The organism is Telmatobacter sp. DSM 110680 (assembly GCF_039994875.1).
Classification (GTDB): Bacteria; Acidobacteriota; Terriglobia; order Terriglobales; family Acidobacteriaceae; genus Telmatobacter.
In genome coordinates this window covers 4,895,069-4,915,835 of the sequence record NZ_CP121196.1, presented here as the reverse complement: position 1 = coordinate 4,915,835, position 20,767 = coordinate 4,895,069, and the positions used below count along the sequence as shown (strand labels likewise).

Annotated in this window: 17 protein-coding genes; 6 read left to right on the top strand and 11 right to left on the bottom strand. The window is 57.0% G+C overall.

The genetic code is table 11. From position 1 onward, the window contains the following. Positions 1-43: 43 nt before the first annotated feature. Both P8935_RS20290 and P8935_RS20285 read left to right on the top strand, forming a co-directional pair. Entirely contained in the window at positions 44-676 is a 633-nt protein-coding gene (locus P8935_RS20290; RefSeq protein WP_348262131.1) for a redoxin family protein, read from the top strand. Between the two features lie 98 nt (positions 677-774). Further along, positions 775-1,203: a protein-disulfide reductase DsbD domain-containing protein gene (locus P8935_RS20285; protein ID WP_348262130.1), complete on the top strand. Its 429-nt coding sequence runs from the start codon at positions 775-777 to the stop codon at positions 1,201-1,203. 60 nt (positions 1,204-1,263) lie between these two features. Here the strand turns inward: P8935_RS20285 and P8935_RS20280 are convergent, their stop codons facing one another. From P8935_RS20280 to ispD, 6 genes are all read right to left on the bottom strand, one after another. Then, on the bottom strand, positions 1,264-2,991 hold the full coding sequence (locus P8935_RS20280; protein ID WP_348262129.1) for a glutamine--tRNA ligase/YqeY domain fusion protein: 1,728 nt from the start codon (positions 2,989-2,991) through the stop codon (positions 1,264-1,266). 30 nt (positions 2,992-3,021) lie between these two features. Next, positions 3,022-4,512, bottom strand: coding sequence for a glutamate--tRNA ligase (gene gltX / locus P8935_RS20275; RefSeq protein ID WP_348262128.1), 1,491 nt, complete (start codon positions 4,510-4,512; stop codon positions 3,022-3,024). A 62-nt stretch (positions 4,513-4,574) separates the two neighbouring features. Continuing rightward, the gene (locus P8935_RS20270; RefSeq protein ID WP_348262127.1) at positions 4,575-4,889 is read right to left on the bottom strand and encodes a hypothetical protein; all 315 of its coding nucleotides are present in this window, start codon (positions 4,887-4,889) and stop codon (positions 4,575-4,577) included. Between the two features lie 140 nt (positions 4,890-5,029). Then, the gene (locus P8935_RS20265) at positions 5,030-7,129 is read right to left on the bottom strand and encodes a SpoIIE family protein phosphatase (protein WP_348262126.1); all 2,100 of its coding nucleotides are present in this window, start codon (positions 7,127-7,129) and stop codon (positions 5,030-5,032) included. A 201-nt stretch (positions 7,130-7,330) separates the two neighbouring features. Continuing rightward, positions 7,331-7,948 (bottom strand): 2-C-methyl-D-erythritol 2,4-cyclodiphosphate synthase, encoded by a 618-nt coding sequence (gene ispF / locus P8935_RS20260; RefSeq protein ID WP_348262125.1) that lies wholly within the window; start codon positions 7,946-7,948, stop codon positions 7,331-7,333. Between the two features lie 14 nt (positions 7,949-7,962). Then, a complete protein-coding gene (gene ispD / locus P8935_RS20255; RefSeq protein ID WP_348265359.1) occupies positions 7,963-8,679 on the bottom strand; it encodes a 2-C-methyl-D-erythritol 4-phosphate cytidylyltransferase in 717 nt (238 codons plus the stop codon). A 132-nt stretch (positions 8,680-8,811) separates the two neighbouring features. Here ispD and P8935_RS20250 point away from each other — a divergent pair, with 132 nt between their 5' ends. Then, positions 8,812-9,414, top strand: coding sequence for a hypothetical protein (locus P8935_RS20250; protein ID WP_348262124.1), 603 nt, complete (start codon positions 8,812-8,814; stop codon positions 9,412-9,414). 126 nt (positions 9,415-9,540) lie between these two features. Continuing rightward, a complete protein-coding gene (locus P8935_RS20245; RefSeq protein WP_348262123.1) occupies positions 9,541-11,199 on the top strand; it encodes a tannase/feruloyl esterase family alpha/beta hydrolase in 1,659 nt (552 codons plus the stop codon). Between the two features lie 16 nt (positions 11,200-11,215). Here P8935_RS20245 and P8935_RS20240 read toward each other — a convergent pair whose 3' ends face one another. Further along, positions 11,216-11,458, bottom strand: a complete 243-nt coding sequence (locus tag P8935_RS20240) for a hypothetical protein (RefSeq protein ID WP_348262122.1) — start codon at positions 11,456-11,458, stop codon at positions 11,216-11,218. 133 nt (positions 11,459-11,591) lie between these two features. Between P8935_RS20240 and tilS the strand changes: the two genes are divergently transcribed. Both tilS and ftsH read left to right on the top strand, forming a co-directional pair. Further along, positions 11,592-12,998 carry a tRNA lysidine(34) synthetase TilS gene (gene tilS, locus P8935_RS20235; RefSeq protein ID WP_348262121.1) on the top strand — a complete coding sequence of 469 codons (1,407 nt, stop codon included), beginning with the start codon at positions 11,592-11,594 and terminating at the stop codon, positions 12,996-12,998. 270 nt (positions 12,999-13,268) lie between these two features. After that, complete coding sequence (gene ftsH, locus P8935_RS20230) at positions 13,269-15,194, top strand: ATP-dependent zinc metalloprotease FtsH (RefSeq protein WP_348262120.1); 1,926 nt, start codon at positions 13,269-13,271, stop codon at positions 15,192-15,194. A gap of 127 nt (positions 15,195-15,321) precedes the next feature. Here ftsH and P8935_RS20225 read toward each other — a convergent pair whose 3' ends face one another. The 4 genes from P8935_RS20225 to P8935_RS20210 all read right to left on the bottom strand — a co-directional run bounded on the left by P8935_RS20225 (position 15,322) and on the right by P8935_RS20210 (position 20,764). Continuing rightward, entirely contained in the window at positions 15,322-16,944 is a 1,623-nt protein-coding gene (locus P8935_RS20225; RefSeq protein WP_348262119.1) for a hypothetical protein, read from the bottom strand. 274 nt (positions 16,945-17,218) lie between these two features. Continuing rightward, positions 17,219-17,950, bottom strand: a complete 732-nt coding sequence (locus tag P8935_RS20220) for an isoprenylcysteine carboxylmethyltransferase family protein (protein ID WP_348262118.1) — start codon at positions 17,948-17,950, stop codon at positions 17,219-17,221. Positions 17,951-18,017: 67 nt separating this feature from the next. Then, positions 18,018-18,590: an outer membrane beta-barrel protein gene (locus P8935_RS20215; RefSeq protein WP_348262117.1), complete on the bottom strand. Its 573-nt coding sequence runs from the start codon at positions 18,588-18,590 to the stop codon at positions 18,018-18,020. A 278-nt stretch (positions 18,591-18,868) separates the two neighbouring features. Next, positions 18,869-20,764 (bottom strand): hypothetical protein, encoded by a 1,896-nt coding sequence (locus tag P8935_RS20210; protein ID WP_348262116.1) that lies wholly within the window; start codon positions 20,762-20,764, stop codon positions 18,869-18,871. Positions 20,765-20,767 lie beyond the last annotated feature (3 nt).

The window sequence follows — 20,767 nt, the reverse complement described above, 5'->3', positions numbered from 1 at the left end:
CTCTGTCCTCCCTCGTACAATAGATGACGAGAGGTTTTTCCCCTTGAAGCGCAACACCATTGTTATCGGCGTCACACTGCTCATCCTCGCGACGTTTGCCTGGGCCGGATGGGCCAACTGGGAGTACCGTAAGCAGGCGGCCGAGCGGGCCTTGGCTAGTGCTTCGCATGCAGAGCTGATTCCTGCAGCCGGGGACGTTCCCCAAAGTCAAACCTCTCTGATTGGAAAGCCTGCTCCCGACTTTGTCCTCCAGGATCTGAGTGGAAAGACGGTTGCGCTGTCGAACTTTAAAGGCAAGCCTCTGCTTATCAATTTCTGGGCAACTTGGTGCGGACCATGCAAGATCGAAACACCCTGGCTCATCGAACTGCAGAATGAGTATGCGTCGAAGGGATTTGAAATCGTCGGCATCTCGACCGAAGGCGATGACCTGCAGCCCGGCGATAAAGAAGGATGGGCCCGCGACAAGGCGGCTATTGCTAAATTTGTAAAGGACGAGCACATGCAGTATCCCGTCCTCATCAACGGCGACAGCCTCGCCAGCGTGTATGGCGGCCTCGACGCGATGCCCACGTCTATTTATGTCAACCCTGACGGCAAAGTTGTCGCGGTGCAACTCGGCATCACCTCCAAAGACGATATGGAAGAGAACATCAAAAAGACACTGGGCAGCTGAGGAGCGCGGAATTGACGTACGCAAAGAGCTGGCTCGTCTGTATTGCAATTTGTATGACGCCGTGCTTCGTTTGTTCTGCGAGCCGAGCGCAGGATTCTGTGTCTGAATCTCCGCACAAATCGAGCCACAAAACAGAAGCTGTCGAATATCTTTATCCCGAGCAGGTGACCGTTCCGGCGGGAAAGCCAAGCTCGGTTGCACTCCACTTTCGCATCCAGCAGAACTTGCATATCAACGCGCACAAGCCGCGCGCGGACTACCTGATCCCTACGGTCTTCTCAATTCCTGAGTCCTCAGGTGTTCACCTTGCCAGCGCCAGCTATCCAGCGGGCGTGGATTTCACGCTGCCAGTTGATCCGAATGAGAGGCTTCTGGTGTACAGCGGCGAGTTCACAATCGACTCAAAGATCGTTGCCGCCCCCGGCGATCATCTTGTCGAAGCGAAGTTACGCTACCAGGCGTGCGACCAGAATGCCTGCATGCCCCCGAAGACAATCACCGTGCCGATTGATGTGGTTGGCAAGTAGCGATTTCATCAGGGCCCCGCCGAAAGCCGCCGAGGCGTTTGTCCAATTCAGATCAGTTAGCTACGCCCCCGCCTTTTTCTCAATCTTGGCCCAAGAATCTTTGAGCGAAAGGGTCCGATTGAAGACGAGATTGCCGGGCGCGGAGTCGGGATCGAGGCAGAAGTAGCCGACGCGCTCGAACTGGTAGTGATCCTCAAGCCGGGCATTAGCAAGAGACGGCTCCAGTTTGGCGCTGGTCAGTATTTCAAGCGAGTTGGGATTGAGATTGCTGAGGACGTCCTTGCCCTCCTCGACGTCGCTTGGATCGGGCTTGGTGAAGAGTTTGTCGTATAGACGGATCTCTGCGGAGATGGCGTGCCCGGCCGAAACCCAGTGCATCGTCGACTTGACCTTGCGTCCGTCGGGCGAGTTGCCACCCTTGCTGGCCGGATCGTAGGTGCAGTGGACCTCTACGATATTGCCGTCGACGTCTTTGACCACGTTCTGTGCAGTGACAAAGTAGGCATTGCGCAGGCGAACTTCCTTGCCGGGAGAGAGCCGGTAGTACTTTGGCGGAGGAACTTCGCGGAAGTCGTCTTGCTCGATGTAAATCTCGCCGGAGAAGGGAACTTTGCGAGTTCCGGCGGATGGGTCTTCGGGATTGTTGGCGACTTCGACGAACTCTTCCTGTCCAGCAGGATAGTTGTCGATGACGAGCTTGAGGGGGCGCAGCACAACCATCGCCCGTGAAGCCCGGCGGTTGAGGTCGTCACGCTGAAAGTGCTCCAGCATTTCAATGTCGGTGCTGCCGTTGGTGCGTGAAGCGCCGATGGACCCGACGAAGGTGCGAATGGCTTCGGGAGTGAAGCCGCGGCGACGGAAGCCCGACAGGGTGGGCATGCGCGGATCGTCCCATCCGCGGACGACCTTCTCCTGCACGAACTGCAGCAGCTTGCGCTTGCTGAGCAGCGTGTAGGTAATGTTGAGACGGTCGAACTCGATCTGCTGCGAGGGAAAGATGCCGAGGTTTTCGATGTACCAGCGATAGAGCGGCTGGTGATCTGCGAATTCGAGCGTGCACATGGAGTGCGTGACACGCTCGATGGAATCGGACTGGCCATGGGCGTAGTCGTACATGGGGTAGATGCACCACTCGTCGCCGGTACGATGGTGCGACGCATGAAGGATGCGGTACATGACCGGATCGCGCATGTTGAGGTTGGGCGAGGACATGTCGATCTTGGCGCGTAGAACGCGGGTGCCGTCGGGGAATTCGCCGGCCTTCATCCTCTGAAACAGGTCCAGATTTTCTTCGATTGAGCGGTCGCGATACGGGCTGTTCTTGCCGGGCTCGGTCAAGGTGCCGCGGTGCTGGCGGATTTCGTCGGCAGTGAGGTCGTCGACGTAGGCTTTGCCGTCGCGGATCAGCTTGAGGGCCCACTCGTAGAGCTGCGGGAAGTAGTCGGAGGCGTAGCAAAGACGCTCCCAGTCGAAGCCGAGCCAGCGGACATCTTTCTGGATGGAGTCGACGTACTCCTGCTCTTCTTTCTCGGGATTGGTGTCGTCGAAGCGGAGGTTGGTCTTTCCACCGAACTCGTCGGCGAGACCGAAGTCAAGACAGATTGCCTTGGCGTGGCCGATGTGGAGGTAGCCGTTTGGCTCGGGTGGGAAACGCGTCTGGACGATGGCGTCGCCGTACTTTTTGGTGCGCACGTCTTCGGCGATTTGGTCACGAAGAAAGTTAGAGACGGGGCGAGTGTCCTGCATTTCCGGATTTCCGTTGCTCATAGCTGCGATTCCTGACGTCACAAGTATTGCTTCCCCAAAAAGCGGACTGGCTTATTTAGTGGATTCGAGTTTGGCTATAGCCTCTTGGATACGGATAAGGCATACGTCGCGGCCAAGGACGATCATGGTTTCAAAGAGGGGCGGCGCGTTTTTGCGTCCGCAGACGGCTACGCGGATCGGCTGAAACATCGGTCCGGCTTTGAGGCCCAACGTTGCCGCGGCTTCACGCAGCGCCTTGTCGAGTGTGTCGTGATCGAACTCCGTGGTGGGCAGAACTTCGAGCGCGGTTTGAAGAACGCGGTGGGCGAGGGCGCCATCGCCCTGCTCTTTCTTGCTGATTTGCGGGATCAGCTCGGCAGGGTCGTAAGGCGGAAGCTCCGAGACGAAGAAGAAGTCGGCGGCGGAGACGGCGTCCTTCAGCAACTTAATGCGCTCGCGAATGAGCGGGGTGACAGCTAGAAGTTTTTCAGGCGATGGATGCAGTCCGGCCTGATCGAAAAAGGGCTGCAGACGCGCGCTGAGCTGCTCGACGGATAGGGCGCGGATGTGCTCACCGTTGAGATGGACGGCCTTCGCGTCGAATGGGTCTTCCTCGGTGAAGTTGACGACGGCGTTGGAGCGGTTGACGTGTTCCAGGGTGAATGCGGCGATAAGTTCTTCGAGGCTGAGGAACTCGCGGTCATCTTTCGGCGACCAGCCAAGGAGACAAAGAAAGTTGATAAAGGCCTCAGGCAGAAAGCCGGCATTCGCATAGGTGGTGACGCTGACTACTGGGCCGTGCTTGCGCTTGGAGAGTTTGGTACCGTCCGGTGCGACGAGTAGGGGAAGGTGCCCGAACTGGGGCGGCTCCGCACCCAGGCCTTCGAAGATCAGCAGATGCTTGAAGGTGTTGGTGAGGTGATCCTGCCCGCGGATAATGTGGCTGATGCGGAGGTCGGCATCGTCGACGCAGGACGCAAGGTGATACGTCGGCATTCCGTCAGAGCGCAGGAGGGCGAAGTCTTCAACCTCGTCGGCTGGTTTGGATTGCGCTCCGTAGACAGCATCTTTGAAGATCAAGACGCGATCTTCGCCGCGGGGAACACGGTAGCGGAGCGCAAACTTCTCACCTGCGGCGGCGCGGCGATCGCTTTCTTCGCGTGATGTTTCGCGCATGCCGGGATTGAATAGCCATGCACCCTGCGCGGAGGATGTTTCGCCTTCGGCGGCATGGGCAGGTGTGAAGTCGCGATAGGCGAGGCCTTTGGCGAAGATGGATTCGGCGGCCTGGCGATGCAGGGCTAGGCGTTCGGACTGCTTGTACTCTTCATCCCAGGAAAGGCCCAGCCAGCGCAGTCCCTCAAAGATCGACTGGACGCTCGCATCGGTGTTGCGCTCGATATCCGTGTCGTCGAGCCGCAGCACCATGGTTCCGTGATTGTGGCGGGCATAAAGCCAATTGAAAATAAACGTGCGCGCACTGCCAACGTGGAGAAAACCGGTGGGCGAAGGCGCAAAACGGACGCGAATATTTCCAGTTGTTGTGGGAGTCGGATCGGGCATCGTATCAATACGTTCCAATCACGATGCTAGCATTCGATCCCGTATGAATCAGGTGAGCCGTCTCACGCCTGCGGTGGATAGGGCGGCTGCGGCGGATACGGTGGCGGATAAGCGGCCATGGGAACTGGTCCGACCTTCCAATCGGCAAACGCGAGAACGTAGAGCAAGACCAGGGTTCCTAATGACGGAATGATGCAGAGCAGCGAGAGCCAGGGCGAGAAGCCGGCTTTCTTGCAGATAAACCAGCAGGGCACCATAAAGATCGCGATCGCGAGCACCATGATGATAGGAATGATTGCCGCCATCGCAACCATGAGGTGCTGAAGCATTTCGGGATTTGGCTGATTGTCCTGTAGAAGCATGGCAAGGGAATGCATATCGAATACTCCAGGATTGGAATCGAACTCTGAGCCAAGCTACGTCGAATCACCGATTTTCGCAATCAGTTTCTTTTCGGAAACAGAGAGCGTACTCAAAAGGCAATGTTCTGGAAAGGGCTGGACAGGGGGAGAGGCGCTCAGGCGACTTCAGACTTCATCGGCGGCGTCGCGGTAATATCGCCTTCTTTTTCCTGCGCCAGGCGAGAAATGGAGACTACGGTGATGTCGTCTTCCTGACCGAAGATCTCTGCAGCCTTGACGATGAATGCCGCGGGGAGATGACTGATTGAGCGCGCTCGGTTGAAGCCAAAGAGCTCGTTCTTTGCATTCTTCGCTTCAATCACGCCATCGGTGATCACCAGCAGCCGATCTTTCTGTTTCAACTGGATGGTCGTCTGATCGAAGGTGATGGAGTCGTTCAGGCCAAGCGGCAGGTTGCCGGCCATGGCGAGTTCTTTCCCGTTTAAATACGGCGCCAGATGCCCGGCATTCGCGATGGTCGTCTTGCCGTCCGCGGCAATGTGCATCGCCACGCATGTCGCGTAAGACTGTCCGCGCCCACATAGCCTGCGATTCAGTGACTCAAGTACGACATGGGGCTCGTAACTGGTTTCCACGGTAGTGCGAATCGCGCCCACGATCAAAGCTACCTGCATGCCGGCCTGCAGGCCTTTTCCGGTCACGTCCCCGAGCAAGACCAGCACACCGCCGTGCCCATCGGGCAAAATCTGGAAGAAGTCGCCGCCTACCTGCTGGGCTGGTTTGTATTCAGTCTCAAGAACATAGCCCGGAATCGTTGGAATGGCTTCGGGGATCAGCAGTTGCTGAATCTGTCTAGCCTGGTCGATTTCGGCTTCCCATTGCTGCCGCAGCCGCAGCGACTGCAGGAACCGCCGCATCAGAAGCAGGGTGATGATGTTGAGCGATACCACCACGGCAATCTGGCTGATGCCCACTGCCATACCAAACGGGAAGAAACTCAGAGGAACATGAAGCACGAGCAACTCTTGCTGGTAAAGCGATACGATCACCAGACCAACTGCGGGCATCGCTAGCCATGCCCCAGTGTGGTCTTTGCGCATACCTTCCCAAGCCACCCACAGCAGCAGTCCCCCCAGCAGCAGCTTGATAAAAACGGAGAGCGGAGCGAGATATACCAATGCGTGGACCGGAATCAGCATGCCGTAAAGCGGCGCGCGCATCATGGCAATCGTCAGGCCGAGTACAAGCGCAAAAGCCCACACCATTTTGTGCATGCGCTCCATGCGGCCCATCCGGAACCAGTAGGCCCAGAAAACGATCCACAGCGCAATGATCGCGGGCTTCATAACCGCGTCGGACAACAAGAAAAACACAGCGGACGGCAACAACGAAGTGTAGTTCCCGAGGAGAGTCAGTACCGTTTCCAGTGCCACTCCACCGCACGTAAGTCCCAGCCATAGATACGCTTTTTCTTTCCGATCAAGCCAGAACAAAACCACCGTCACGGTTATGGCAAGCAGGAGTACGCCCAGCACCAGGAATCGGCTCAACTGGGAATGATTCACCGAATCCCAAGCCATATGCAGCATGCGTTCGATTGGGCCAGCCTGTCCCAGGACTGGTGGCTCATGTAAACCACCGGTATCCGGATTGGTCAACGGCGTTGAGGGGTCCATCCACACGCGGATCGCAAATGTGACCTGACCGCTCTTGATTCCTTTCGGGAGGACGAATGCCCGCGGCAGAGTGAGATAGGTTGTCACTCCTTTATCGGTGAAGTCGCCCAGAGAGCCGAGTAGCGTTCCGTTTACGTAGATCTGGTAGGCGTCGTCGACGTCGTTGGGCATTTTGATTGCGAGCCCGCCCTCTGACAGCCCCGGGTCGTATTGAATATTGGTTTTGAGTCGATACCATGCATATCCCGAATAGCCAGGGTCCCCGAGCACCGTCCAACCTGGCACGAACCCGCTGGTGCCCAAAAATGGATCGTAGGAGCCCGGGGGCGGAGTCAGGTCCATGGAAGACCAGCCCGAGTCGTTAAAGTCCGGCTGCGCCCATGCGGGATTATCGCCTTTGTGGAATTTCCATGGGCCGGTCAACTCCACCGTCGAAGAACCAAGCACCACTTGTTGTGCCCAGTGAGAGATCGGTGCCGACGGTGAGTTCACCGTGGATACACTGCCCTGTAATGGAGCACCGGGGGCCGCGCATGCAAAATCGATCATCGAGGCAAGCGCTATGGCCGCGACGAGCATGGATATCTTCTTGCTTGTTACCGATAACCTCAGGATGCGCATCTGGGATGTGGCCTCGCCCCGCCGAGGTCGTTCGTTCTCTGGGCCCCAATTGTCTGCGCCGAGAATACGCGTCCAAGGCGCTTTCCGGCAACACAAATTGCCCTGTTCAAATTATCGCCGACAATTTCTTGTCGCACCGGATGGATCCCCGCGTGGCCGCTAGGTAATATCTTCGGTGTCGTAAACTGGATTGATAGAACGCTTCTTTGGAACTCCATGGACCGAAGCCAATAGGTCGTCCACCACATCTTCAAGCTGTTTTTGACTTTCGATAACGGCGCTCATGCTCTTCAATTCATCCGGTTCAATCGATCGCTCCACCAGAACGACGGCATGGCATTGAGCCACGTGGTCGAGACCGAGTCCCTCGGGAGTTTTGGCCTTGATGCTCACCTGTTCCATCTCGATTCCGAGAAGGTCGGCTACTGTTGAGCGCATCTCGCCGGCGATCGGGGAGATCTTAGGGGCATTCATAATCAGTGTGGTGTCAACATTGACAATGCGGAAGCCGGCGTTTTCCAACTCTTCCATGGCCAGTTTCACGAATATCGCCGAATTGGCATCCTTCCAGCGCGGGTCGCCAGGCGGAAAAAAGCTGCCGATATCGCCTGCCGCCACGGCTCCCAGCAAAGCGTCGGTAATGGCGTGAAGCAGCACATCGCCATCGGAGTGCCCGGCCAGGCCCTCGGGGTGTTCCAGCGTCATCCCGCCAACGCGCAGCGGTACGCCCGCCTTGAACGCGTGCGAATCCCAGCCAAATCCGATTCGTGTCTCCATGGTCTCCGTGCCTGTTATTTGGTCGCCGGACTCAACGCGCGCTGATGCAGGTAAAACTCCGCCAACTCCAGATCGCCCGGCTGTGTGATCTTCAGATTAACCTGAGAACCGTGAACCACGGCGACCCGATGTCCGGCGCGCTCAATTACAGACGCCTCATCTGTACCCACAAACCCATCCGCGATGGCCTCGGTCATGGCCTTATGCAGCAGGCCAAAGCGAAATCCCTGGGGAGTTTGGGCCAGCACAACGAACTCTCGCGGGATGGTCGACGTGATGATTGCACCATGAGCGGTGCGTTCTACCTGCTTGATGGTATCGATGGCGGGAAGACCGACAATGGCCGCCCCGTGCTCCACGACCGCGTCGATGGTTCGGTCAATCGTGGCCGGGTCGATCAGGGGTCGCACCGCATCGTGAATCAAGACGACGTCATCCGCCTGCGCCGGCAACGCATCCAGGGCATGTACGACTGACTCCTGCCGGGTGTCGCCGCCCTCCACTACGTGGACGCGATCTGCAAATCCGTAATCGGAAACCTGGGCCTGCACGCGTTCCATCTCAGGTTTGCGCACCGCGACATAGATGGCGGTCACACGCTGCACCGCCGCAAAAGCGCGCAGGGAGTGGATCAAGATTGGAACTCCATCGAGGGAGAGAAATTGCTTTGGCTGCGGTCCGGCCATGCGAGTACCGAGCCCAGCCGCTGGAAGAATTGCGAATACCTGCATAACTCGCAGAGTATACAACGGCGACATCCAGCGTGCTCTGGTCGTCCCGTGGTCCGCGGTTTGTCCCGTTTTTACAGGACCATTCTGCCCTATAGTCGTAGATTGAGGTGTATCCCAGCTGCGGAGGTCCCGGTGACATTCAGGCCACATCGCTTAGCGTTGCTTTTTGTCTTGTTTACTTATCTTGGCGCACTGGATGCGCGGACCCCGAGCGCGCAACCTGCTGCAGCTTCGGCATCGCTTCAGAGTCTGATCCAGGCTCTATCAGGAAATTGGCAGCTCAAAGTCCATCTCGCCGCGATGGAGCCGGGGAGCAAGGCAATCGATGGTGCGGGTGAAGAGTCATGGGCTGCCGGTCCCGGAAACATCACACTCATCGAGCAGGAGCATGTTCCTATGCCCGCCGGCTATTCCTTCCTGATGGGCATTATCTGGTGGGACAACAAGGCAAACCACTTTGGTGGCATGGAATGCAACAGCCAGTTGCCTTTTACCTGCGACCTGAAAGGCGCACTGAATGACATCACTGTGAGCTGGGATGGAAAGAAATTTCAGATCGATGAGATTGAAACTCACGGCGATAAGCACTACGTCTGGCATGAGTCATGGTCGAACATTACTGCAAACTCTTTCGAGCAAAACGGTGACGTCACGCTACCTGATGGATCGAGTCAGCGCTTCATGACCGTTCAGGCAACTCGTGTTCAAAAGTTGCAATCTCTGGGCGCACGATAGCGTCCGGCAACGGCGGAAGAGCAAGAGGGGGAACGTTCTTTCGAATGGATTATGCACGTGCCTCAATCGACCGGCATAGAATGATCGCGTCGTTAATTCAGAGCAATCGATAGAGGAGAAGGCGCGATGCGGTTTCTTAGTGTGCAACTTGTGCCAGGCTTTTTGCTTTTGGGGAGCGCTCTCGCCCTGTGCACGTCGTCTGCCCAAACCCCGGCTCAGACTGCGGTTGAATCCCCAAGCGATCACTGCGCACGTCTCGCGAAGTTCACTCTGCCCAACGCAACCATCACCAGCGCAACTGCAGTTGCCGCCGGAGCGTTTGACGGGCCGAGGCAAGCCTTCACGGGAGCAGACATGTCTGCCCTCTACAAAATGCTGCCTGCCTTCTGCCGGGTCGTGATGAAGGCCACACCGACCGCGGACTCCAACATTGGAATCGAAGTCTGGTTGCCTCTTAGCGGATGGAACGGAAAACTGCAGGGTCTAGGCAATGGCGGATTCGCAGGAATCATCGATGATGTTGCGCTTGCCGCGTCGGTAGCCCAGGGATATGCTTCCACCGCTACCGATGCCGGCCACACTGGATCGCCTATCGACGCTACCTGGGCAATGGGCCATCCTGAGAAGGTGACTGATTTTGGTCATCGCGGGATCCACGAGATGACCCGCGTGGCAAAGACGATTGTGCAGCAGTTCTATGGAGACGCACCGAAGCGTTCTTACTTTACCGGATGTTCTGACGGTGGCCGCGAAGCGCTGATGGAGGCCCAGCGCTATCCTGACGATTACGACGGAATTCTTGCGGGAGCACCGGCGAATAACTGGACGGGATTGCTTTCAAACGCGGTGGTCGATTTGCAGGCGCTAACCGCGACAGCGGACAGCTTCATTCCTCCTGCAAAGATTCCGGTAATCTCCAGTGCGGTTCTGGCGGCTTGCGACAAACTCGATGGCGTGGAAGATGGCATTCTCAACGATCCGCGGCAATGCCATTTCGATCCTGCTTCAATTGAATGCAAAGCTGGTGACGATCCGGCCAAGTGTCTTACGGAGCCGCAGGTGTCGGCACTGAAGACGATCTATACGGGTATCAAGGATTCGGCGGGCCGCACGATCTTTCCCGGCTATCTGCCCGGCGCCGAAGACGGCACGGGGGGGTGGGGACTCTGGATTACAGGTCCAGCGCCTGCGAAGAGCGCACAGGCTCTATTTGGCATCGGCTACTACACCAACATGGTTTATGAGAAGGCTGACTGGAGTTATAAAACCTTCAGCTTGGATAGCGGGATACAGGCTGCAAAAGAGAAGACGGCCACTGCGCTCGACGCCGTTAATCCTGATCTAACCGCGTTTCGCGCGCATGGTGGCAAACTGATTCTCTATCACGGCTGGAACGATCCGGCGATCTCCGCGATGAACACGATCAACTACTACGGTGATGTGATTGCCAAACTCGGCAGGGACAATGCGGATTCGTTTACGAGGCTCTACATGGTTCCGGGGTTGCAGCATTGCGGGGGCGGTCCGGGAACCGGCAGCTTTGGTGCGTTTACCAATTGGCCGGCCAAAGATGCGCAGCACAATCTGCACGTTGCGCTGGAGGATTGGGTGGAGAAGGGAACTGCACCCAGCACAATTATTGCGAGCAAAACCGTCGACGACAAACCACTAGGCGCTGTTACGATGACCAGGCCTTTATGCCCGTATCCGCAGGCTGCGAGGTACAAGGGCAGCGGCGATACGAAAAGCGCCGACAACTTTATGTGCGCGGGGCCGGATAAATAGGAGATCCTTCTGACCGTTAGTGCACACCGAGGACTGTCATTGAAACCACGCTAATCGCGCCTAGCGCCGCCAAAACCATTTCGACGATTCCAAGCGCTTTGATGAATTTCTGGAATCCGGGCGTCATTCCTCGCCTGAATCCAAAACGCTCATTGACTTTGGCGCACCAAGTTGGATGACGGTACATGAGCAATCCACCGCCGCCCACCCAGAGAAGTCCGAAGATTTCAAAAGCAAGGTCATAACTCTGAAAGTTCATGTCGCTGACGATTTTCCCATGATTTGTTCGCAATGCTTCGGGCTTCTTACAGCATGTCCCCACACCGTATCATCCTCTGGTGCGCATATCACCTCCCACACTTAAGCTCGACACGTCGCTGCTAAAGCCTGGCATGCGTCTGGCCGTCGGGCTTTCCGGTGGCGCCGACTCCGTGGGTTTGTTGTGCGCCCTCGTTGATCGAAGCAGAGAACTGGGCATCGTGCTTCACGCTGCGCATCTGCATCACGGCCTGCGCGGCGAAGAAGCCAACGGCGATCTTGAATTCTGCCGCGAACTGACCGCGAAACTCGGCCTGCCGTTTCATGAAGCACATGTGGACACCGCTGCGGAGGCGCGCCGCGCTCCGAAATCAGATGGAGTTGAGGCCGAATTGAGTGGGACCTCGGATTGGATTAAAGGCACCGCGCGGGATTCGATCGAAGGCACGGCACGCAGGCTTCGTTATCGCTGGTTTTATGGACTCATCGCTTCCGGCAAAGTCGAGGCAGTCGCCACCGCGCACACCCTCGACGATCAGGCTGAGACGGTTCTTGCGAAATTTCTGCGCGGTGCCTGGACTGAGGGTCTATCTGGAATTCATCCCAAACTCGAAAGCCCTGGCAAGGGTCTGATCATTCGGCCTTTGCTGCAGACGCCGCGCGCCGAGATCGAAGCTTTTCTTCATGCGCGCAAGCAGACATGGCGCGAAGACTCTACCAACCGACATCTCACCTTCACCCGCAATCGCATCCGTCACGAGTTGCTGCCGCAACTTGCAACCTGGAACCCGCAGCTTCGCGATCACCTTGCGCAGATGGCCGAGTTGGCTCGCGAAGAAGAAACCTGGTGGGATGGAGAAATCGCCCGTTTGGCGACGCAAGTGATTCTTCGGGGGCGCCCGGTTCGAGGCGGAGGGCGAGCCACCACTACAGCTGAGGGCATTGCAATCGATCTGGCACTTCTAAACGCCGAACCCATCGCCCTCCAGCGCCGCCTGCTGCGCTATGCTGCCGCCCAGCTTGAGGCTGCTCCCGACTTCGTAGCGACCGAGGCGCTTCGGACCCTTTCCGCGACGGGCAAAGCCGGAGGCAAGCTGGAACTCGCCCACGGACTTCGAGCAGAGCGTACCCATCGTGAAATCCGCCTGACTCTGGGACCGAAATCGTCCCCAGGGAACGCAGAAAGTGAAATCGTACGTTACGAATGTGATGTCCCCGGAGAAGTGGTTGCGCCGGCTTATGGATGCCGGATTCGTATCCACTTAACGGGAACAGCGTCAGTGACTTCCAGTCAAAATGGAGACCGTTTGAAGGCCGTATTACGTCCGTGGAAGCCCGGCGACCGAGTCCGTCTGCGCTACTCGTCGGGACCCCGAAAAGTCAAGGAAGTGCTTGAACGCATGAAGGTTACAGGCACAGATAGGGCGCAGTGGCCGGTCCTTGAGGTGGATGCGCGGATCCTCTGGATGCAGGGTGTGGAAGTCGAACCTGACCTCACTCTGAAAATCGAAATTGAAGGCATAGAGTCTCACGAAGAGTAGCGGCAAAACAGGTTGGCAGTAAGCGCGTCAGGGATTTCCCGTTGACCGGGCGGATTCCCACTGTTCGCAGCCGTACACTTCTTCAAACTTCAATCCTCTTCGGAGTACAATCTGAGTTACTGCACATCCGCGCGGTGGGTGCGTTGTGTCTCTTGTCAAGAGATCCTGCACTTTCTGTGACTTCAAGGACTGTTCGGGCGTCTAAAGGGATGTTGTAGGCGGTGTTGGAAGTTCTTAAGCGGCTTCTCCCCGCCGGGAAAGAGGATCCTGGTGAATTCGACCGTCAAAACGATCATGTTCTGGGTCTTTATACTCGTCTGCCTTGTGCTGCTCTGGAGTGTTGTCCAGCGCGGTGCGATCGGTGCGACCAAAGACACAGAAATTAACTACTCCGAGCTGTACGACAAGGTGCAGCAGGGCCTTGTTCAGGACGCGCAGATCCAGGGAACGGATCTCCGCGGGCATATGAAAGCGACGCCCAAGGAACAGTTCCACACCACGGTCGGAGATCAGCACGAGGACCTCGAAAAGGCGATGTTGGCCGCGCACGTCAGCTTCGGCAAAAAGGAGGCGCAGAGCAACATCTTCCTGATGCAACTGCTCTTCAACCTCGGGCCGTTTGTTCTGCTGGGCGCGATCTGGTTCTTCATGTTGCGCCAGATGCAGTCCGGTGGCAACAAGGCCCTTTCCTTCGGCAAGAGTCGCGCCCGCCTGCTCTCAATGCAGCAAAAGAAAGTCACGTTCAAAGACGTGGCTGGCGTGGATGAAGCCAAGGAAGAGCTGAAGGAAATCATCGAGTACCTGCGCGAGCCGCAGAAGTTCCAGAAGCTCGGCGGACGCATTCCCAAGGGTGTGCTTCTTGTCGGACCTCCGGGAACCGGCAAAACGCTGCTTGCCCGCGCGGTAGCTGGCGAAGCCAATGTGCCGTTCTTCTCGATCTCAGGTTCGGACTTTGTGGAGATGTTTGTGGGCGTTGGTGCAAGCCGCGTTCGCGATCTCTTCGAGCAGGGTAAAAAGAATGCCCCCTGCATCATCTTCATCGACGAAATCGATGCTGTTGGCCGTCACCGTGGCGCAGGCCTCGGCGGTGGACACGATGAGCGCGAGCAGACGCTGAACCAGTTGCTCGTTGAGATGGACGGATTTGAATCGAATGACGGCGTGATCCTGGTTGCCGCGACGAACCGGCCTGACGTTCTCGATCCTGCACTGCTGCGCCCAGGTCGTTTTGATCGCCGCGTCGTAGTGGGATTGCCCGACGTTCGTGGCCGCGAAGAAGTTCTTCGCGTACACGTGAAGAAGGTTCCGGTTGCCGACGATGTCAACCTCAACATTCTCGCTCGTGGAACACCGGGATTCAGCGGAGCCGACCTGGCCAACATGGTCAACGAAGCTGCGTTGAATGCAGCCCGCGTCAATCGTAAGCAGGTCGTGATGTACGACTTTGAACTTGCGAAGGACAAGGTGCTGATGGGCGCCGAGCGCAAGTCAATGTTGCTGACCGACGAAGAGAAGCGAGTCACGGCATATCACGAGGCCGGCCACGCGCTGGTTTCGATCATGCAGCCACATTCGGATCCCATTCACAAGGTCACGATTATTCCGCGCGGCATGGCTCTCGGTGTGACGATCTTCCTTCCCGGTGATCGCCACAATTACACCCGCGAATATCTTGAAGCCAATCTTGCCATCGCCTACGGCGGACGTACGGCTGAGGAGATCTTCCTCAACCAGATGTCCACCGGCGCAGGCAGCGACATCGAGAACGCCACCGACCTCGCCCGCCGCATGGTTTGCGAGTACGGCATGAGCCGCCTCGGTCCGCTGACCTTTGGCAAGAAGGAGGAGCAGATCTTCCTGGGCCGCGAGATCGCACAGCACAGGGACTTCAGCGAAGAAACGGCACGCCAAATTGATCTGGAAGTTCGCCGCCTGATCGACGAGGCTTACCAGGCTGCGCATGGCATTCTCGAAGCGCACAAGGATGCAATGCATCGCATCGCTGCTGCCCTCTTGGAGCGCGAGACGATTGACGCGGATGAAGTGAAGATGCTTCTCGACGGCAAAGAACTACCACCGATGCGCTCCATCCTGGCTTCACCCAGCGACGGCAACGGCAGTGGTGGACAGCAAGTTCTGAAGCCCGACACCCGCGGCGGTTCCGGATTCCCGGAAGGGTCTCCGTCACCGGCATAGCCTGAAATGGACTGGAATAATCAGGGCCGCTCCCAACGGGGCGGCCTTGGTCTTTGTGGGCAAAAGCCGCCAGGGCTTCTCCGCCGGAGCCAACAATGCAACAACGCTTTAGAGTTATGAAACAGCTTCAGACGGCTCTTTTACGTACCTCCAAATTGACGGCAAAAAAGGCAATCGCAAATACGAATACTCCCGGCAGAAGATCGATGAGGAGAGCCTTTCGACCGAACTGATCCAACCACGACCGATCGAGCTTGAAACCCAGAGGAGTGTATTCCCCAGCAGCAAGTTCGCGGGTGCACAGGCTGCCTCCGATTCGATCGCACCAGTTGACCTCAAACAAAGGCAGATCTTTCTTTTGGACCAAATAGTTGCTAAGCCGTCCTGCGACTACCGTTTTCTCATCCGTCATCACAATCGGGCTATCGGCGTAGGCACGCACCCGAAACTGTGCGACATTGGGCTCATAGTTTGCGTAGCTGAAACAGTGCTCGATGCACGCGCGATCGAAGATGTGGTCGGTGCCGACATTGCTCGAAGGGAAAACTTCCAGCGCAGCCACCACGCGCTGCCCCGCCGGTATCTTTTCAAGTGAACTCTTGACCTGATTTTCTGTTTCATTAATGGTCGAAGTGTCTCGATACAAGTAACCGAAGAAGACTATCGCGATCACTGAGAACCCCGCCAAGTGCCACTTCTGCGGTCGCACCGCTCCCACTAGACAGCAAGCAAGAACTACCAGGATGGTTGTAAGTCTCTCCGTCAAGTAGCCGATTGAAACAAAACCCAATTGATGTAACCGCACCGTATCGATTTCGGTGGGAAGCATCAAAACACCGAATCCGGTGAGAACATACAACTCTGCCGGCAACAGATAAGCAGCCCACCATCGGGGGGTCTTGAACGTCAGCACCAATTCCAACAACAGACAAGCCGCCACAAACGCCCGAAGTAGCCGCGCCGGAAGCAAGTAGTGAGGCCCGAACAATAGCAACTGGTCAAACCCGTCATGTACGTATCCGGGTTTCCAACTCACCGTGTAAGAGTAGCGAAGCTGGACAAGCAGATGGATTGCGAAGAGTAAAAGTATCGCTGGAACGAAGAGGTACAGATGGCGTTTTGGCGTTAGATTCCTAGCCAACACCGTGTAAGAGCCGAGTGCGATGAGCATGGCAACACCAAGTGGATGTGCCAGCCAGATGATTGGGACCAGCAACCCCACCCAGCATTGCTCCTGGCGTGAGCCACGCATCAGAATCGCAAGTGCAAAAAAAGATAGACCGAGCGAGATGTAGCAGTTCATAAAGCCCATCTCGAACGTCCAGCCATATGTCACAATCGCCAGGCACGGAATAAGAGACCACGCCAGACCACGCTTAATCGAGCTGACCAGCGCAAATGATCCCCAGAAGAAAATCAGGACGGATAGGCCGCCTGCTATTCTCTCAGCCGTTCGCCATTGGAATAGGTATCCGAGCCCGCTGATCGCAAAGTCAAAGAGAACATTGTTCCACCGGCGAGCGAGCCACAGGCTTGGGGCCTGACCGCTCTTGATGAGATGCACGAGCCAAGCGTTATATACATGACTGGGCAGATCGCCGGCTTCCAAATGCTCATGCCAGAAACAAGGGACCAACACCGCTGCTGAAATGAGCAGAGACTGCCACCAATACACACGCACGAATTGCATTGCGCTTACGAAGGTCGGCAATTTGCTCGACTGTGGTTCAGGCGACGCCAAAACGCTCACAAGATGACCTCTTGCAGAACTTTGAAAGAGTGAGACATCAAAAGAAACGTGCGATTGGGGGGTCGATCCGTTTTGAGTCTCAGAATTGCAGAGAGTATTTTCAAGATCTTACACGGGATGGGCGAAAATTCAACTCGATCAAAGTGTGACCGCTCTAATCGAGAGACTGGTGTTTTTCCCTTGTGCCGGCCAGCACGGTTTGACCGGTTTGATCACTTTTCATAGACATCCGACGTCGTCAGAGTATTGGTCGGTTCCACATTTTGCCGGGAAGTCAGCGACCATAGCGACGATTCTGCGGCTTGCCGAGTTTTGGCACGATCGCCCAAGTTTCATTGCGGTAGGCGGTGTATTGTTCGCCGAAGGCGTGAGCCAGATTAGCTTCTTCGAGGCGCGTCTTGCGGAGGTAGGCGAGGATGGCAATGACCAGACCTGCGAGGGCGTGCATCTGGCCGGAGACGATGGCGGTGCCGGCGTACATCGCGAGAAGGGCAGTGTAGATAGGATGTCGCACGGTTGCGTACGGGCCGTTGCGAATTAACTCATGATCGGCCTTGATGGTGATTTCGCCGCTCCAGTTGCGGCCAAGGACGCGCCGGGCCCAGATGGCAAGGGTCAGGCCGGCACACTCGAACGCCAAACCAATTAGCTTCACAATCAGAAGATCCGGAAGGAATCCCTGGTTGAGGCCGCGAATCGGCATAATGACAAGCAGAAGGGCTGCATTCGATAGCGCGACGTGGATAGCGCGCGAAAACTTGGTCTCCGAGGAGACCACGGGCGCGGAGTTCTTCTTCTCAATCTCCCAATAAATGCTGAACACGATCCACGGCACAAAGGAAGCAAGTGCCGACCAGCCGCGCGCAAAGGTCAGGGCTGAAGCGTGTTGGTCCATCCATGGCTTGAGAACGGGGCGAGCGAGGAAGGCGCCGATCAACGCCCCGAAGAGGGCGGCGCCTTGAATAGCCAGGCTGGTGCTCTTCGGTTTGGCAGGGCCGTCGGACATCGCGCTCTTCAGCGTAGCATCGCGGATCCTTAGGAAAAGCAAAGCAAAGCCGAAATCACATCCGGATCTAGAAAACTCTGTAGGCGATGCCGGCGCTGGCGCCATAGGGCTTGAGAGTTCCGTTGATCCAGTTCGGCCATAGCTGGTACTCGAAGTCGAAGGGACGCACGCTGATTCGCTTTGTCACCTTAAGGTCAACGCCGCCGCCGAGAGCGATATCGGTGAAGCGGCCATAGGCCTGGTTGTATTCGAAGTTCATGCGGCCTAAACCGACCAGGGCTTTGCCGTAGGGTATTGCGTCGAGTCGCCTGAATCTGAACTCGTGGATCGGAATCTTGGGGCCGATGAGGTAGTTGTCCTGCGTGATGTCGACATAGGAATTCTGACGCAGCCAGCGGGCTTCGCCTTCGATGCCGATCCACCGCGTGGCTTTGAGGTCTGCATAGACGCCGAAGCCAATAAGGCGAAAGGGACTGGCTTCAGGAATGCCGCCTCCAGCGTAGTCGGGCTGAAAAATCGATCCCATTCCGCCGACGTTCAACGTCAACTGTCCACGATAGGCCGATGGGGTAACTTGCGCGCGGGCGCTGACGGCGGCGCAAAGGAGGCAGCTAAAAACTATGAATGTAATTCTGTTCATAGGATGAAGGAATGTCCACTCCTGACGTTGAATCAGTTAACTCTAACAACTTAAACCGGAAACTCGCAGCATTTCCAAAGTACGCCTTGCGAGATGACGAATGGGGTGCGACGCCTCCTGAAAACATAAGCCTCGACAATGGCCCGGGCCGAGCGGAATGGGATACGAAATCGGCGGGAAGCGTGAACAGGAAACCAGATTTGGCCGCGCTAAGTATAAAAGCCCAGGCACGGATAACGAATTCGTCGCTATCCGTGCCTGAGCCCTGTGTATCTGCCTTACTGCTGCGGGTTCGGTGTTCCACCCGTTTGCTGGGGCTGAGGGCCTTCTGCCTGCGATGGAACCGGCTGGTCAGTCCCGGCGGGCGGCTGAGTGCCTCCCGTGGGCTGGCCAGTTGGCTGAGCTGGCGGATCACCGGCTGCCGGCGGATTTGCAGGTGCTGCTGCTCCGGGGTTCGGTTTCGCAGCGGCGGCGTTGGCGGCCTGCGACTGCGCTTCGTCGTAACGTTGCAGCCTGAAGTAGACCGGGGTCACTTCGAGCGGCATCTTGTCGCGAGGATTCAGCGGAGCGTAGAGCTTGGCGTTGAGCTGATGGACGTGGTCATCCCACGGATCGGTCTTCAACCAGCTGCCCAGGGGGAGTGCCGGAATCTGCGCCAGGTCGTCCCAGTTGAGTTTGGGTGCGCTGTGGGCGATGGTTGCCATCCACGGGGTGCCGTCGGTCTTCAGCAGGGAATCGCCGAGCTTGGGGGTGTTGAGAGCCTTGAGAACTCCGCCACGGCTGGCAAGCTGCGACCAGTAGAGACCGGCAGTCGAGAGCTGGTCCTTGTACATGGAGGCATCAAGATACTGCTGAGCCTTGGCAGCAGCTTCCTGATTGTCGTGGTCGTTGTGGTTCATGTTGATGCGGCGGAACGAGGACTCATCAGGGAACATCAGGCGATCGTTGAACGCATACCGGGTGTCGATATGGTGACCGAGCGCGATGTGCGCCAGCTCCATTGAGATCACTGAAGCGATTGTCGCTTCGTTGCGGGGCATCGTGTCAATGAGGCCCTTGCTGATGAGGATGGTGTTGCCGACCGTCGTGACTTCAACGGTATCGGTGAGCATGATGCGGCAGTGAACTGGCAGGCTCAACGCGATATTGTTGGGCACTACGAGGTTGGTCACGATCTGATCTAGCACCGTGGTCTCGAAGCCATTCGGTGTGAGTGGAGCAACGAGGCCGGCCTGCTCGAGGCGGTCGATAACGTTGTTCTCAGCCTGCAGCACCCACTCACGCGAAGCCTGCAGGGGGCTGACGTCGGTGGAGTCTTCGCTCTTGTCTTCGGCGTCATCCACTTTCATGCTGACGCTTTCGCTGTCGCGGGTAGGGAGCTTGAGGCTGTAGCCCCAGAAGTGGGTTTGAGCCTTGAGGCCAACCTGCTTCTCTCCGTCGCGGGTGGACTCTTCAACGTAGATTGCGACGGGCAGCCAGATGCCGGGCTGCACATTCATGCGCCAGCTGTCGAAGTGGAAGTAATAGCGGGAATCGTCTTCAGACTTGGGCCCGGTGTAGGTGCCGTTGAAGCGGACGACGTTGCCGTCCTGGTCTTCGATCCAGATGCGACCGTAGAAGCGGCCCATACCGGCAACCTTGGGATGCACGTCGAACACCCAGGTGCGGACCGATCCAAGGAATTCGCGGCGCACATAGCTGAATACATAGTGCTGCTGATCGAACCCGGTTGGGTCGAGGAACATCATCTGCATGAAGCCAGTTGGATTGTATGTAAAGTGCTTATCAAGCCCGAGCGCCTTGGTGATGCCCGTGATGGAGGCCAAAGATCCCTTGAACCAGCCTTTTTTATTGGCGCTATCTTTTGTTTCGTAGGTCTTGTCGAAGAAGCCCTTGCCGAAATCAACGCGGCTGAGCGTGTATTGATCGCCCACAGGTATCTGATACAGCTTTACGTCTGGCCGGGTGTCCTGGATATACGTTTCTACCAGCGGAGTGCGCTGCTGAATCGCCTTGATCAGGATCTTCTCCTGGCCTATGGACTTCTGCACGAGCGCAGCTTGCTCCGAGGTCAACTGATGTGCCTGTTCGAACTTTGGAGCTTTTTTAGCGTACGCCCCGGACGTCCCAAGGGTCGCGGTCAGGAGGGTGAGGGCGATCTTTCTAAACATCATGTC

Bases quoted from the DNA above. Each gene is read 5' to 3' on its own strand.
- gltX (WP_348262128.1), bottom strand. From the start codon at position 4,512: ATGCCCGATCCGACTCCCACAACAACTGGAAATATTCGCGTCCGTTTT.
- P8935_RS20270 (WP_348262127.1), bottom strand. From the start codon at position 4,889: ATGCATTCCCTTGCCATGCTTCTACAGGACAATCAGCCAAATCCCGAA.
- P8935_RS20265 (WP_348262126.1), bottom strand. From the start codon at position 7,129: ATGCTCGTCGCGGCCATAGCGCTTGCCTCGATGATCGATTTTGCATGC.
- ispF (WP_348262125.1), bottom strand. From the start codon at position 7,948: ATGGAGACACGAATCGGATTTGGCTGGGATTCGCACGCGTTCAAGGCG.
- ispD (WP_348265359.1), bottom strand. From the start codon at position 8,679: ATGCAGGTATTCGCAATTCTTCCAGCGGCTGGGCTCGGTACTCGCATG.
- P8935_RS20245 (WP_348262123.1), top strand. From the start codon at position 9,541: ATGCGGTTTCTTAGTGTGCAACTTGTGCCAGGCTTTTTGCTTTTGGGG.
- P8935_RS20240 (WP_348262122.1), bottom strand. From the start codon at position 11,458: ATGAACTTTCAGAGTTATGACCTTGCTTTTGAAATCTTCGGACTTCTC.
- tilS (WP_348262121.1), top strand. From the start codon at position 11,592: ATGCGTCTGGCCGTCGGGCTTTCCGGTGGCGCCGACTCCGTGGGTTTG.
- P8935_RS20220 (WP_348262118.1), bottom strand. From the start codon at position 17,950: ATGTCCGACGGCCCTGCCAAACCGAAGAGCACCAGCCTGGCTATTCAA.
- P8935_RS20215 (WP_348262117.1), bottom strand. From the start codon at position 18,590: ATGAACAGAATTACATTCATAGTTTTTAGCTGCCTCCTTTGCGCCGCC.
- P8935_RS20210 (WP_348262116.1), bottom strand. From the start codon at position 20,764: ATGATGTTTAGAAAGATCGCCCTCACCCTCCTGACCGCGACCCTTGGG.